The 14,134-nt window shown below is 58.9% G+C and carries 13 protein-coding genes; 7 read left to right on the top strand and 6 right to left on the bottom strand.

The window, feature by feature from the left end; all coding sequences use genetic code 11:
* Positions 1–86: 86 nt before the first annotated feature.
* The 4 genes from NH195_RS20125 to NH195_RS20115 all read right to left on the bottom strand — a co-directional run bounded on the left by NH195_RS20125 (position 87) and on the right by NH195_RS20115 (position 2,839).
* A complete protein-coding gene (locus NH195_RS20125; protein ID WP_066705356.1) occupies positions 87–578 on the bottom strand; it encodes a hypothetical protein in 492 nt (163 codons plus the stop codon).
* Positions 578–979, bottom strand: a complete 402-nt coding sequence (locus tag NH195_RS20120; protein ID WP_066705352.1) for a helix-turn-helix domain-containing protein — start codon at positions 977–979, stop codon at positions 578–580. Before NH195_RS20120 ends, NH195_RS20125 begins: the two co-directional genes overlap by 1 nt.
* Before the next feature lie 2 nt (positions 980–981).
* Positions 982–1,416 (bottom strand): hypothetical protein, encoded by a 435-nt coding sequence (locus tag NH195_RS21385; protein WP_155846113.1) that lies wholly within the window; start codon positions 1,414–1,416, stop codon positions 982–984.
* Positions 1,417–1,633: 217 nt separating this feature from the next.
* A complete protein-coding gene (locus tag NH195_RS20115; RefSeq protein WP_066705349.1) occupies positions 1,634–2,839 on the bottom strand; it encodes a tyrosine-type recombinase/integrase in 1,206 nt (401 codons plus the stop codon).
* Between the two features lie 633 nt (positions 2,840–3,472).
* On the opposite strand from NH195_RS20115, the gene NH195_RS21490 reads away from it, so the two are divergent.
* On the top strand, positions 3,473–3,847 hold the full coding sequence (locus NH195_RS21490) for a hypothetical protein (RefSeq protein ID WP_066705347.1): 375 nt from the start codon (positions 3,473–3,475) through the stop codon (positions 3,845–3,847).
* Positions 3,848–4,088: 241 nt separating this feature from the next.
* Here the strand turns inward: NH195_RS21490 and NH195_RS21380 are convergent, their stop codons facing one another.
* Positions 4,089–4,253 carry a hypothetical protein gene (locus NH195_RS21380; RefSeq protein WP_155846112.1) on the bottom strand — a complete coding sequence of 55 codons (165 nt, stop codon included), beginning with the start codon at positions 4,251–4,253 and terminating at the stop codon, positions 4,089–4,091.
* Here NH195_RS21380 and NH195_RS20105 point away from each other — a divergent pair.
* From NH195_RS20105 to NH195_RS20080, 6 genes are all read left to right on the top strand, one after another.
* On the top strand, positions 4,252–5,997 hold the full coding sequence (locus NH195_RS20105; RefSeq protein ID WP_155846111.1) for a hypothetical protein: 1,746 nt from the start codon (positions 4,252–4,254) through the stop codon (positions 5,995–5,997). The two genes, NH195_RS21380 and NH195_RS20105, sit on opposite strands and share 2 nt — an antisense overlap.
* 246 nt (positions 5,998–6,243) lie before the next feature.
* Positions 6,244–6,918, top strand: coding sequence for a BapA/Bap/LapF family prefix-like domain-containing protein (locus NH195_RS20100; RefSeq protein WP_066705344.1), 675 nt, complete (start codon positions 6,244–6,246; stop codon positions 6,916–6,918).
* A gap of 20 nt (positions 6,919–6,938) precedes the next feature.
* Positions 6,939–8,204: a TolC family protein gene (locus NH195_RS20095; RefSeq protein ID WP_066705343.1), complete on the top strand. Its 1,266-nt coding sequence runs from the start codon at positions 6,939–6,941 to the stop codon at positions 8,202–8,204.
* A 22-nt stretch (positions 8,205–8,226) separates the two neighbouring features.
* Complete coding sequence (locus NH195_RS20090; protein ID WP_081423837.1) at positions 8,227–10,365, top strand: type I secretion system permease/ATPase; 2,139 nt, start codon at positions 8,227–8,229, stop codon at positions 10,363–10,365.
* Positions 10,362–11,540 carry an HlyD family type I secretion periplasmic adaptor subunit gene (locus NH195_RS20085; protein WP_081423836.1) on the top strand — a complete coding sequence of 393 codons (1,179 nt, stop codon included), beginning with the start codon at positions 10,362–10,364 and terminating at the stop codon, positions 11,538–11,540. The genes NH195_RS20090 and NH195_RS20085 overlap by 4 nt, the downstream gene beginning before the upstream one ends.
* Positions 11,541–11,577: 37 nt before the next feature.
* Complete coding sequence (locus NH195_RS20080; RefSeq protein ID WP_066705340.1) at positions 11,578–12,897, top strand: BamA/TamA family outer membrane protein; 1,320 nt, start codon at positions 11,578–11,580, stop codon at positions 12,895–12,897.
* Here the strand turns inward: NH195_RS20080 and NH195_RS20075 are convergent.
* Entirely contained in the window at positions 12,894–14,129 is a 1,236-nt protein-coding gene (locus NH195_RS20075) for a glycosyltransferase (protein ID WP_066705337.1), read from the bottom strand. The two genes, NH195_RS20080 and NH195_RS20075, sit on opposite strands and share 4 nt — an antisense overlap.
* Between the last annotated feature and the right edge of the window lie 5 nt (positions 14,130–14,134).

Raw genomic sequence — 14,134 nt, 5'->3', positions numbered from 1 at the left:
TCGCTCAAATGTCGAGTCCGATCCGACACTAAAAAACCGGCGCGATAGCGGCGCCGGTCACAACACATGGCAAATGCAGTATTCCTTCAGTCAACTCGCTCATTGAGAGACGGCAAAGGCGGCATCATAATGCCCGTTTCCGCAGTATGATGACTAAAGAGTGCCCGAAAGTAGGGGTAGGTCGCAAAGCGAACGACCTTATTGAAAAAGACAGCGACGTGATCACCATCCTTTCCTTCAAGCCCCTCATAAGTAACCAAATAGTTTGTCGATAGTTTGAGCACTTTCTTCCGGCCATACTTAATAGAAGCAGTCCAGCTATACTGCCCTATCGCGACACCTTCCTCTTCGATAAAGTCGAGAGCTTTGCATACACCAGAAAAATCATGAGCCATGTTACCAAGGTCTTCGAGTACACGGAAAATTTCTGGTTTCACGGAATACTCAGACCCGATCAGCCTGATTTCGGACAGTATCGCCGAAACGGAGATGTCAGCATAAACTTCATAGTCGAATTCGAACTTTTCGCTATGTGGTTTAACCTCGCTAGTTTCAGCTTTTGGGATTACACCAGCCATCACGCAGCTACTCTTTCGACCTTCGCATTGTGATTGGTCGGCGCTTGCTCTTTCCATACGGACGAATTTCCACGCGCCACATAAAGCCTGAACTCTTGGACACGTCGAGTGTTCACCGGGCGTCGAATGTCTTGTTTCGAGATCAACTCAAACTCTTCCCCCAGCGCTTCCTGAATGCGAGCAATCGTCTTCAGAGTCAGGTTTGCACCTTTCGTCGAGAAGATCTGTGAAACTCGCGCCGGCGTCATCCCCAAACGCTCAGCCAGTTGTTTGTTCGTAACGCCGTTGCGGTTCATTGCTTTCTGAAGCGCGACCTGAACCGAGAAAACGAGTGCCTCAATCGCGAACGCTTCTTTTTCGCCGTCATTTTGAGGGCCAAACAGCTCTTTATTGATCGCCATCTCTATTCTCCAAAATTGCGTGCTACTCGTTTTAGCACCTCTTGATCTGCCCTATTTTTTTTCTTGATTACGGCTTCTGGGCATTCAAATTGTCTGGGCGGGCCATCATTCCAACACCCGTACACGCGGAGTTGATACGACTTTCCAACATATATCATCACATTCTTGCTCTTTTGTCCTCCGGTCGGAAAACGACCTTCGGCCTTAAACTGTTCTTCATTCAGGTCTTCAGGACCTTGCTCACACAGGTGTTCGAAAATATTCCCAATACGTCCCCGATCTTTTGGCGGCGCCTTCTTGAGGATTTTGATCGCTTTTTTCGAAAGCCATACCTCACAATAGGCTCCTTCAGCGACTTTTTCGTACCCATCTTTCAAAGCAACCTGCCTGAATTTTGTTAAGCTATAACTAAACCGCTCGCGCGCACTGTCAACCAACTAGTGCTGACAGCAAAAGAACACCAAATATGTGTGCAGAAAAGACATAACTTATGCGCAGTATCCTTGCAGCAAGAATCTCATAACACACCAAGATCAACTCTCCTGCCGCTGAATTCATCCGGCGCGCGCTCCTGAAAAGCCCTAGCGTGTGGATCTCTCGAATGAAATCCTTGGAAGCTAGGCTGTGTCGTTGAGGCCAAGCCTCCTGCTCCTCCTACCCACCCACAAACCCCACCCACTTCTCCAAAAGCCCCCGTCTCTGCTCCACCATATCCGTGCGCCGGTACGCCCTTTCCACCTCGCTTCCAACAGTATGCGCCAGCGCCAACTCGGCTTGAATGTGATCAACGCCATTCTCTGCCGCCCAATCGCGGAAGGTGGAGCGCAGGCCATGCGGGACGGCTGGGCGGTTGGAGCGAGGGTCTAGGAAGCGTTTGCTGCCGGTTTCCTGTGCTTTCTCGTCAATCCGTCGCATGACCGCAGACAGGGACATATCCGAGAGTGGACCGTTGCGGGTCGAAAAGAACACATGGTCACAGCCCTTCACCCGGGGCACCGCCTTGAGTAGGCTCACCGCCGTATCGGGAAGCGGCACACGATGTTCGCGCCCGGCTTTCATCCGCTCTGCCGGAATGACCCACAGACGGTTGTCCAAATCCACCTCGTTCCAGACCATCCCGCGCACCTCGCCCGAACGCGCGAGCGTCAGGCACAGGAAGCGCAGCGCCATGACACTCATTCCGTCCCGCGCCAACAGCGCCTGCCAGAATTCGGGCATATCCGCGACACGCACCGCCGCATGGTGGCGCTTGCTGGCGACCTTGCCGGGCTTGGGCAGCAATTCCGAGAGATTGCCTTTCCAGATCGCCGGGTTTGCATCGGTGCGGAACCCCGACACGCTCGCCCATGACAGGACCGCTTCCATGCGTTGCCGCAGCCGGGTCGCGGTTTCGGTTTTCGTCGTCCAGATCGGCTCAAGCACCCGCAGCACGTCATGCACGGTCAGGCTATCGACCGGCAGCGCCCCGATGATCGGCACGGCATACGTGTCCAGCGTAGACCGCCATTGCTTTTGGTGTTTCTCGTTCCGAAGCTCCCGCACCTTCACGTCAATGTAGCGATCCACAGCATCCGCGAAACTCAGCCGGGCGCGTGTCTTGCGGCGTTCCTCAATCGGGTCCAGCCCGTCGATCACCATGCGCTTATTCTCAATCGCCTTGTCACGCGCCATGGCGAGGGTCACAACCGGGAAAGACCCGAGACCGGTCTCCCTGACCTTCCCGCGCACAGTGAGGCGCTGAATCCAGTTTTTCCGACCATCCGGTTTGACCCGCAGACGCAGCCCCATGCCGCCCATATCCGAATAGCTCCCCGGCGCTTGAATATTTCGCACGAAGGTCGCCGTGAGTTTCTTACCCATCCCGTTTCCCATAAAAAACTATACTATGTTCCCTCTTTTGTTCCCCCTTTTAAAACGGGAAATAGCAGGAATCCACAAGAATTAGTCGGAACGCGAAAATCGACTAATACGTTGTTATATTAGGAACAAAATGCAAATTTCAGGAATACCCCAGAATCTACGATGGGCGACACCTCCTCCGCCATCTCATTTTTCACATCATGCAAAAACAATGACTTAAGCGATTTTTGTGCACAAATTTGTGCTACAAATTGTGAAACGTCGTCGACTGTCTCTTACGGCGCCTCAATCGCTCCCATCTATGCGGATTTGAGAGGAGGGGCGGCGTGACCGGCGCCAAGACATTGACCCTGAAATACGATGGGCTCAGACAGAGCAAATCCTAGGGAGCAGAAGGTCACTGAGCCGCGGAAAAGTCTCCTTGAGGTACTTCGGCACGATCAACAAGTGGACTTGGACACGCGCTCTGAATCTTGCCGACGAGCTTCACAGCGTGGCTGAAAGGACCGGTCCACTGTCCATGTTGAAGGAAGTTCGGATTCGTCTGACAGCGCAAAATTATGAATTGCTTGAATATATACTTTAGTTGTAACATTTACTTTAGTTTATATCTTGCTGAGGCGGTGATCTTCGATGGCCTGGTTGAAGAGCGGTCTTTCCTCCCGGGATGATAGGGGGGCTGAGGGCCATGATGTTCTTGTGAAAGCGAAAATCCTTTACGGATGTATGGCGATAGGTCTTGTGATCCCGGTTTTCGCAATTGCCGGGGTGATATCGGCCTATTGGTCTCAAAGAGAAAATTCGATATCGGATGCCCATTTTCTCTATATTATTCGAACATTCTGGATTGGGGCGGCCTTGTTCGGACTCGTTGCGCTGGGGGCTTTCGGGGGCGCGCGATTTTACGTTGTGGCGGGCGCAATGGTCTGGGTGGTAACTCGTATCGTCGTGGGGTTTGTGGCGGCATGTTTGGGGCGATACCCATCGGGTGCTGTCGCATTTGCATGATAAAGATGACGTTTTCGGCTCTTCGTCTGTTTTCTCGAAAGGCACTAAGCTTTATGCGCTTGTGGTCTGGATATGCTCTGGTCGAGCATGATGTTGCAAAGGGATAGATTTATACATACTATCGGTGGTAATAGGTCTGCGTTTGCCGCTTTCGGATTCGTTCGTGGTGTGCAATTGCGCGTAGGCCCGGTCTTGTCTTCGTCGTGAGTGCGACAAGATGCGATCACTTAGCATGGAGAGCCTAGAGAGTGGCGAAGGATAAGACTGCGAGCGACGTTGGGGTGCGCAAGGGGGCAGGTGATATCGCCTCCAGTTTCAGCGCATCCATTCCGAGCGCTTCGAGCGTTTCTTCCTCGAATGGTTCCGGGCAAACCGGCTTTTCTGTCGCGGCCAGTGCGATCGGCATGGGCCTGGCTGCGCAGTCCGGCGGGCTTGGGGCTCAGGCGGCCCCTGTCGCGACCGGGGCTGGCGCGTCCAATGCAGTGATCTTTTCCACCGATCAGGGGGGCGTGTCGCCACTGTTCGCCTCTGACGTCACCGTGGAAGACGGTGTTCGTGTCCTGTCCGATTTGAGCGACGGGGCGCTGGTGGCGGGCTTCGAGAGCGACTTGTTCGATGAAGCGAGTCTGGCGGATGTTCTGGATGCGGCGGCAGATGGTGTTGCGCTGTCCGGAGGCGCGATCAAAACGGCCGCCGACATTCCCGTCGCGACCTCTTTGCCGGAAGATGCCAGCGAAGACGGGGTGGCGTCCACCCTGACCGCGGTCACATCCTTGACGCAGACTGCCACGGAAGAGGGTGTCGATCTGCTGGACAGTCTTACGGCGGATGACGGTGTCGTGGGCGGGTTGCTGGACGGCATTGTCGGCGAAGACGGTTTGCTGGACAGTCTGCTGGGCGATGAGGGGTTCATCGACGATCTGCTCGACGCGCTTCTTGGCGAAGATGGTCTTCTCGGCGGTCTCCTGGGCGAGGATGGGTTGCTTGGCGGTCTTGTCGGCGACGAAGGGCTTTTGTCCGGTCTGCTCGGTCAGGATGGCGTTCTGGATTCACTGGTGGGCGAGGGCGGACTGCTGGAAAGCCTTGCCGGAGAAGATGGGCTGCTCGACGCTCTGGTCGAGGTTCTCGTCGGGGACGATGGTCTGTTGGGCGGGCTCTTCGGCGATGACAGCATTCTGGACGATCTGCTCGGAGACGTTCCTCTTGTGGGCGATCTCCTTGGCGATGATGGTCTTTTGACGGGCCTTCTTGATCCGCTGCTTGGTGAAGACGGTGTCGTCGCCGGGTTGGTGGGGGAGGACGGCCTTGTGGCGGGCGTGCTCGATGAAATCGTCGGTGAAGACGGTCTTCTCGACGAGTTGGTCGATGATGTGCCGCTTCTCGATCCGTTGCTTGGCTCGGACGGCCTTGTCGGGACCTTGCTCGGAGAGGATGGGCTGGTCGGAACGCTTTTGGGTGGAAACAGTCTCTTGGGCGGTCTGCTTGGAGGCAGTGAAGACACCGCCGCCGTTGAGGACGAAGTCCTTGCCAGTGAAACGGCCGAGATCGCGAGCCCGGTCGACGAGGCTGTCGAGGCTGTACCCGAGGCCGTGGAAGCTGTTGTCACGGGGGTCGGGGAGGCGGTGGATGCCGTTGGTGACGGCGTTTCCGATCTGGTGGACGGCGATGACGGCTTTCTGGATGGCTTGCTTGGTGGGGGTGCCGTCGAGGGCGATCCGGGAGCGGAGGACCCGCTTCTGGCCGGGCTTCTGGGGGACGACGATCCCTTCGGCCTTGCGCTCGATGACGCAGCCGTGGGGGCAGGGGGTGTCGTTGACGATCTCTTTGCCGGGCTCGCCGGGATTGAAAGCCTTGCAGGGATGCTTGTCGATGGTGGCATCATTGATCCGACAGACACTCACGGTCCGGCTGTGGAATACGACCCGGAGGTTGACGGCCTGTTGAGCGACATCCTTGGGCTCGGCATGGGGGACATTCTCGGTGCGGATAGTGAATTTGGAGCGCTTCTCGATGGGGATGAGGGGGCTGGTGATGGCGGTTCCGACGGCATTCTGGGGGACGCGGTTGTGGAAGAGGCGCTTGGCGCGCTCTTCGGCGATGGCGACAGTTTGCTCTCGGGGCTTGGCGTCGGTGATGAGGGAGACGTTTGAGGGCTCTGAGTTAAACTTACGTATGGGAATATAGTTCGCATAGCTCTTATCGTGTTGCCTTCGGTGGGGTTTTTATGCCACTCTATACAAGGTGTTTGTATTCCATTCTTTAGAATAGTTTTCCTATCCCAAAAGTGGCGGAAAGCTGTTAATAGATGATTCCAAGATATACCTTTTATTTGTGCCGCATGGATGCGGGGTCGAGGATTGGGTGTGGCGTTGAAATTCTGGGGGACGGAGAAATAGATGCCCGTTGAGGTTGTGTTGCGCAGTTATGGCGATGAAGGGGAAGCCCAGCGACAGGTCGCGTCACACCTTTCTCTTGAGGTGCCGCAGCAACTCTTTCTGTCGGTATCCGCACAAGATATTTCCGGATATGAAAAAATCGGCACGGATCTGACGGTCGAATTCGCTTCGGGAGACTCTCTCTACGTCGACGATTTCTTTGTCATGGGCGAGAACGGAGATTACAGCCGTCTGGTCACTCAGGCCGGAGATGTCCTGGTGACCGGACTGATGGCCCCCGAGCCCGAGTTGCAGGCAGGTGCTGATGTCGCAAGCGAAATGTCGGTGTCTGACGCGCCTCAGGCGCCATCGGAGGCGGGCGAGGGGATCGCGCACGAGGGCACCGATCCGCTTTTGCTGGTGGGGGCCGGATTGGCCGGCCTGGCGACATCGAGCGCCGTGGACTTTTTCGACGACAGCTCCTCGCAGGGCGGCAGCCCGAAGAGCGCGGCTGTCGATGCGCTTGCGGCAAGCGAGCTTGAGGAGCGCCTGATGGCGATTGATGCCGATGAGGACGCTGTCGCGCTTGGCGAGGCGGATGTCGAAACATCACCTGAAATCAATGTTTTGTTTGGCAATCTCACGGATGCCGGTTCCGACCTGCTGTCTGATCTGTTCGCGGAAAATACCTTATGAAACGAGATAGCAGTTCCCGGATGTTCCGTTCCTTTCGCTTGCGCATTGCGCTCGGTGTGCTTGCATCGTCGACTGTTCTGTTGATGTCGAGCGCGGGGTCTTTCGCACAGATGTCGCTTCAGGAAGCCACCCTGATCGCGACCGAACAGGACCCGCAAGTGAATGCGCTGCGTCAGCAGGTCAGCCGCAGGACCATCGAGATTCAGGCTGCGCGAGACGCATATTTCCCTTCGATCAGCCTCTCGGCGGAGAGCAGCACGACCGATGGCGATGGGGCGGGCGTTTCGCTCACTGTCACGCAGGTTCTGTTCGACTGGGGGCTGATCCGCAGTGAGATCAAGGCCGCGTCTCATGTCCGGGTTCAGGCGATTTCCGATCTGAAAATGGCGGTCGAGGATCTGACATTCAACCTGGCGGGCTATTTCCTCGATGTCGAGGTGATGGACCGCAAGATCGCGCGCACCCGCGACTACCTGTCTTTTGCGCGCCGGATCGCCAAACAGGCCGAAGATCGGGCCCGCGCAGGTGTGAGCGATGCGGCGGAGGTTGCGCGCGCGCGTCTGGAGATTGTCCGCGCCGAAGATCAGATGGCACAGCTTGTCGCCAACCGTCAGATGGCGCTGTCGCAGCTCGCCTATCTCATCGGGCGCGATCCCGGCGGGGTCGCCGACATTCCCGCGCTCGGTTTCGCGGAGATTTACAAGGACCCCGCGCGACTGAAGACAGCCGTGCGTATTTCCCCTGATTATATTGCCGCCCGCGCTGCGGCGGATGAGGCCGAAGCCGGTGTCGAGACCGCAAAAGCCGCGCGTTTCCCGACGATCTCGCTTCAGGCGCAGGGGCGTGTCGATCTCGATGGTGGCAACAGCCGCACGGCGGTCGGGATTGCGACCAGCATGAATCTGAGTTCGAGCGGTCTGGGGCGGCGCGAAGTTCAGGCGGCGGAACTGGAGCTGGCCGCGGCCCAGTCGACGATGAGCGGGGTCGAGAAGGATCTGACCAATGCCGCGACCACCGCGCTGGTCAGCCTTGAGATGCTGCGTCGGAGCGAAATGTCCCGCGCAGCGCAACTGACGGAATCCCAGCGGGTCCTCGACACCTATGAACAGCAGTTCATCGGCGGTCAGCGCGAATTGATTGATCTGCTGACCACGGGGCGCGATCTCTACGATGCCGAGATTGAACAGATCGACAGTTATGATGAACGCAAACGCACGGAATACGAGACCGCGCGCGACCTTGGTGTGCTGGGGACATTGATCCTGTCGTCATCGGTCGGACAATGAGGGCTGGGAGAGGATTGGACCTTTGAAACAAGAACAATTCATATCAGACCCACTTGCCCTCGGGTTGATCGAGCTATGCCGGGTTCAGGGCGTTTCCACATCTCTGGCGCAACTCACCGACGGTCTGCCGGCGAAGGCCGGGGAGCGTATGAGCCCCGATCTGGCGCCGAGCGCGCTGCGGCGCGCCAATATGAGCTGCCGGATCAGCCGTGAAAGCCTCAGTGCCTTCCCGACACACAGCCTGCCGGTTCTGCTGTTTCTGAAAGAGGGGCACATTGTCGTCCTTGAGGCCCTGTCCGACACCGAGGCCAAGGTCATCCTGCCGGAAGCCGGCGGTGGGCGCGCGATCTGGGATCGGGCGACGCTCGAAGAGCGTTTTGACGGGCGCATCCTGATCTCGAAGCCGCTCGATATCGTGTCCAATCGACTGGACCAGAAGAAGAAGGACGGGCGTCACTGGATTTTCGGCCCGGTGATGGAAAACTGGTGGGTGTACCGCGATGTGATGCTGGCCTCTCTGGCGGCCAATATTCTGGCGATCGCGACGGCGCTGTTTTCCATGCAGGTCTACGACCGGGTGGTGCCGAACAACGCCTTCGACACGCTGTGGATTCTCGCCAGCGGCGTCGGCATCGCCATTGTGCTCGAAGTGGCGCTTCGGATCGTGCGCGCCTCTCTGGTCGACGTGTCCGGGCGTGATCTCGATCTGCGGCTCTCGGCGCAATTGTTCAACAAGGTCGCCAATATGCGTCTGGCGCATCAGCCCGGCTCGTCTGGCGTCTTTGCCAATCAGGTGCGTGATTTCGCGACGGTGCGGGAGTTTTTCACCTCCTCCACCGTGACCGCGATCTGCGATCTGCCTTTCGTGCTGATCTTTGTCGGCATCATCGCCTTCATCGGCGGGCCGATTGCCCTTGTCGTTCTGGCCGGTGTCATCCTGACCGTTCTGCCGGGGATTTTCCTGCAAAAACGTCTGGCGGCAGCCTCGCGCGAAAATACCCGTGAAGGGGCGGCGCTCAACGGACTGTTGCTGGAAACCATCTCGAACCTCGAAACCGTCAAGGCCGCGCGCGCCGAGGGCCGGTTGCAACGCGCCCATGCGCAGTTGACGGCCACCATGGCGACCACCGCCGTGCGCACCCGCGAGATCACCTCGCTGATGACCAACATGGTCAGCGCGGTGCAAAAAGTCGCCTATGCCGGGGTGATCATCACTGGCGTTTATCTGATCAGTGCCGGGGAACTGACCGTTGGCTCGCTCATCGCCTGTACGCTTCTGTCGAGCCGCACCATGTCGCCGATGGGGCAGGTCTCGGGCCTTCTGGCGCGTTGGCAACATGTGCGGGCCGCGATGGAAGGGCTCGACAAGATCATGTCGCTTCCGGTCGAGCGCCCGTCCGACCGCCATTTCGTGCGTGCGCCGAACCTCTCGGGGGCGTTTGCTCTCGAAGAGGTGACCTATCGTCACGATCCCTCCGCGCCGCCGGTGATCTCCATTCCCGCGCTCGAGATCAAGGCCGGGGAGCATGTCGCGCTTCTGGGCGGCAACGGGGCGGGCAAATCGACCCTGCTGCGTCTTCTGTCCGGTCTGACCGATCCGGCCACCGGCAGCGTTCTTCTGGACAATCTCGCGATGAGCCAGATCGACCCGATCGACCGGCGCCGCCAGATCGGCTATCTGCCGCAGAGCGTGGCCCTGTTCCAAGGGACGCTGCGCGACAACCTCCTGCTCGACCACGGCACCCATAGCGATGACGAGCTGCTTGAGGCGCTGGATGCCGTCGGGCTGGGCGAGTTCGTGCGCCGCCATGTGCGCGGGCTCGATTTGCAACTCACCGGCAACAGCAATGTTTCCGGCGGGCAAAGACAGTCGATCGGTCTGGCGCGCATCCTGTTGCAGGACCCGAAGATCGTTCTGCTGGATGAGCCCACCTCCGCCTTCGATCACGTCACCGAAGCCAAGGTGATTGCGCATCTCAAGGAATGGCTGCAAGGGCGCACGACGATCATTTCGACCCATAAACGGGAATTGCTGAGCCTGACCGAGCGGGCGATCGTCCTCAAGGAGGGCCGTGTGGCACGAGATGGCGATCTCTTGAAAATCCTCAATGCCGCCCGTGCGACTTCCGTACAGAAACATCCGGTTAAAGCTGTGACATGAGCACCAGTCATACAGACCTGATCGAAACCAGCTACATTGACGGCAGCTATCGCCGTCAGACGCTGAAAAAGGCCCGGCTTACGATCAAACTGATCGTTCTGTCCATTGCGATTGCGATCGGCTGGGCCGCTTTGGCGCAGGTCAACGAAATCACTCGCGGCGACGGTCGGGTCATTCCGCTGCGCCGGATGCAGACCATTCAGAGCCTCGAAGGCGGTATCCTCGCCGAGCTTCTGGTGCAGGAAGGGGACATCGTCGATGAAGGGCAGGTTCTGGTGCGGCTTGACCCGACGCGTTCCGAGTCCGCCTTTCTTGCCACCCAATCGGAAATCGTCGCCCTGAGTGCCGAAGTGGCGCGTCTGGAGGCGGAGGTGCTGGAACGTCCGGTGCTCGATTTCGGGGACGACCCGAATGAGGCGGAGGCGACCGAATTGCGCCTGTTCGAGGCGCGGCGCACCAAGCTGGAGGCGTCTCTTTCGGCGCTTGAGGCGGAACGGGCGACGATCCGGCAACAGATCGACATCACCAGCCCGCTCACGGCGCAGGGGGCGGTCAGCCGCATCGACCTTTTGCAGCTCGAACAGAAATTCGCGGAGCTGGACGGCAAGATCAACGAGACCCGCAATGTCTATGTGCAGGACGCTTACAAGGATCTGGCACAGCGGCGCGCCAAGCTGATGTCTCTGGAACAGGATCTGGTTCAGAAACGCGATGAATATCAGCGCACGGAACTGCGTTCTCCGGTGGCCGGGCGGGTGAACAATATCGAGGTCACCACGCTGGGCGGCGTGATCAAACCGGGCGAACCGATCATGGAGATCACGCCCACGGACGATCAGCTTCTGATCGAGACCAAGGTTCTGCCACGGGATGTCGCCTTCGTGGCGCCGGGCATGCCCGCGAGCGTGAAGATCACCGCCTATGATTTTTCCACCTATGGCGATTTGCGTGGCACGGTGACGCAAATTTCCGAGGACACGGTGGAAGAAGACACCGCGCAGGGGCCGCAGGATTTCTACCGGGTCATGGTGCGGACAGAACGCAGTTATCTCGAACGCTACGGCGAGCACTACGCCATCCGCCCCGGCATGCTCGCGCAGGTGGACATTGAAAGCGGCAAGCGCTCGGTTCTGAGCTATTTGACCCGTCCTCTGATCAAGGCGCGTCTGCGATAAGCGCCATTCCTGACATCTGACGAAGAGAGTTCCCAACGTGTTGCAGTTCAAACAAGGCCTTCGCTTTGGCCGTCCCGGTTCTTTCGGTGCGCTTGCCACCTGCTGCGCGGTGCTCAGCGGCACCGTGTTGTCCGGCCTGCCGGCCTGGTCGAACGTGGCTCAGGTCGTCGAGGTGCGGGGGGCGGAATTCATTCCCGCCGACGACATTCAGGCCACCTGTGGCGTTGAGGCCGGGGTGGCCTATTCCGCGCTTGAGTTGCGTGCCATCGAGGGCTGTCTGATGTCGACCGGGGTGTTCGAAACTGTGCGCCTTTATACCGAGGCGCAGACGCTGGTGATCGAGGTGCAGGAACTCAACACTCGTCCGGGCAAGATCGAAGCCATGCTGGCTTACGACTCGCAGGACGGGCTTCTGGGGAGCCTCGCTTTCGAGCAGTACAATTTCCTGCCGAAAACCTTCGCGACGCTGAGCCTCGATTACAATGACGAGGTGGAGCGGATTTCCGGTGCGCTCTATCGTGCGGATGCTTTTGACGCTCACACCGATCTGGGGCTGCGCTTCTCGGCGATGCGGCGCGAGTATGACGATGTCAGCTACACGCAGGAGCAAATCCTGGGCGAGGTCTTTGTCGCCTGGACGCCATCGGATGCGCTTCGGATCGAGACCGGGATCGGCTATCGCGACTATCGGCTTTTCGATGTCGAGGCCGGGGCGAGCGCGCTATTGGTTCAGGAGGAGACGGACAGCATTTCCGAGCCTTTCCTGCATATGTCGCTGTCCTACGGTGAGCCGATCTTCGGCGGGCAGGGGGCCTATCGCCTTCGGCTCGACCAGTACCTCTGGAATTACGGTTCCGATGAGCGCCTGTTCGACACCCGGGTTCAGGCCAATGCCACGCTGCCGCTCGCGGACGGGTTGAGCCTTCTGGTCGGGCTGAACGGCGGCAAGGTTCATGGGCTGGACGACAATGACACGCGGGGGATCGACCGCTATTTCCCCGGCGCGAACACCTTTCGCGGCTTTGCGCCGCGCGGGATCGGGCCGCGCGACAGCGGCGATGCCCTAGGCGGCAATCAGTTCTTTGTCGGGTCTCTGGAGCTGCAACAGGAATTCGGCGATGTCTGGAATGCCCCTCTGCGCGGCGGCGTCTTCCTCGACAGCGGGGCGGCCTGGGGGCTGGACAATACCCTGTCGGGAGGCATCGACGACGGTTGGCATCGGCGCACGAGTGTGGGGCTGACCCTGACGCTCGATGTCGGAAACACGCCCGTGTCGCTTTATCTGGCCAAGCCACTGGAACAGGAAGACGGGGACGAGACCCAAGCCTTCGGGTTCAGCATCAGCACCCGTTTCTAACCTGCCGAACGGGCGCGCCGGTTGTCCATCGCGAGGCGGAAGAGCCGCATGTAGCGCGGGGCGACGGCGGCCAGGCTGTAGGCCTGTCGGGCCAATTGGCGCGCCGCGGTGCCATAGCGGTAGCGGCGTGCCGGGTCGTCCATCAGGGCAAGGATTTCCGCGATCCACGCCGCATCGTCATCGGGCAGAAGCCGTCCGTTGACGTCATCCTGAATGAGCTCGGCGGCATAGCCGCGATCCGGGGCGATCACACAGCCGCCCCGTCCGAGGATTTCCACCAGCCCCCAATTCGCCACACCGTATTTGAGCGGATAGAGAAACAGGTCGATCCCGGAGATTTCGCGGACGAACTCATCGTAAGGCAGCTTGCCGGGGAAGCGGATCTTCTCTGCCGCATGAGGGTAGACGCGCAAAAGGTGATCGCGGAACGAGGCCACGGCCCCGTCGTAGTGACGCGCGACCCATTGCGCTTCAAAGCCGTAGGTTGTGGCCTCGGCGTCTCCCAGAGCGATGAACTCGGCCTCGACGCCGCGCGCGACAAGCTGGTCCACGAGGCGCACATAGGTCTCGAAGCCTTTCGCGCTCGACAGATCGCGCGCGGAAAAGCCGATGGTGAAGGGGCGCGGGGCGTCCGCAGGCTCCGGTGTCGGATCGGAGGCGAAATCGAACCCTTCGAGCTGCACTTCGATATTCGACCTCAGGGCCTGCGGGAACATGGATTTGGCGTGATGGCTCGGGCAGATCACCAGATCGCTGCACAGCGCCTGGTGGAAATGCAGCATTTCCATGTTGCGATCCCCGATCCGCTGCGCCTCGTCTGGCGGGTAGGACGGGTCCCAGCCATGCGCACGATAGCTCGGGAATTCGATATAGCTGACAATCGCTGCGTCGATTTCATCGTAAAGGAAATGCGGCGCGCCCCACAGAGAATGTGTGACCACGACGTCGATCTTCTTATGTGTCTCGAAGGTTTTGAGCGCCTTCAGGAGCCCGCGTGAAATACGCGCGGAACGCTCGACCTTTGCCGAATAGTAATAGCTTTGCGGTCCGACGATTTTGCCGTCGGGGGTAAAGCCCAGAATATGCGGCCCGTGGTGCAGATTCTTGTTTCGATACCCCGGTGTGGTCAGGAAATAGCTGTCTGCCAGGCCATTGCTGCGCAGATAATCGCAGAGCCCGCCGAATTGCCCGGGGTAGACGGAGCCGGCGAAGACGATTGTGGGCTTGGTCATGTCTG

Source organism: Celeribacter ethanolicus, assembly GCF_001550095.1.
Lineage (GTDB): Bacteria > Pseudomonadota > Alphaproteobacteria > Rhodobacterales > Rhodobacteraceae > Celeribacter > Celeribacter ethanolicus.
The sequence above is the reverse complement of the archived record's forward strand: the minus strand, read 5'-3'. Positions and strand labels throughout refer to the sequence as shown.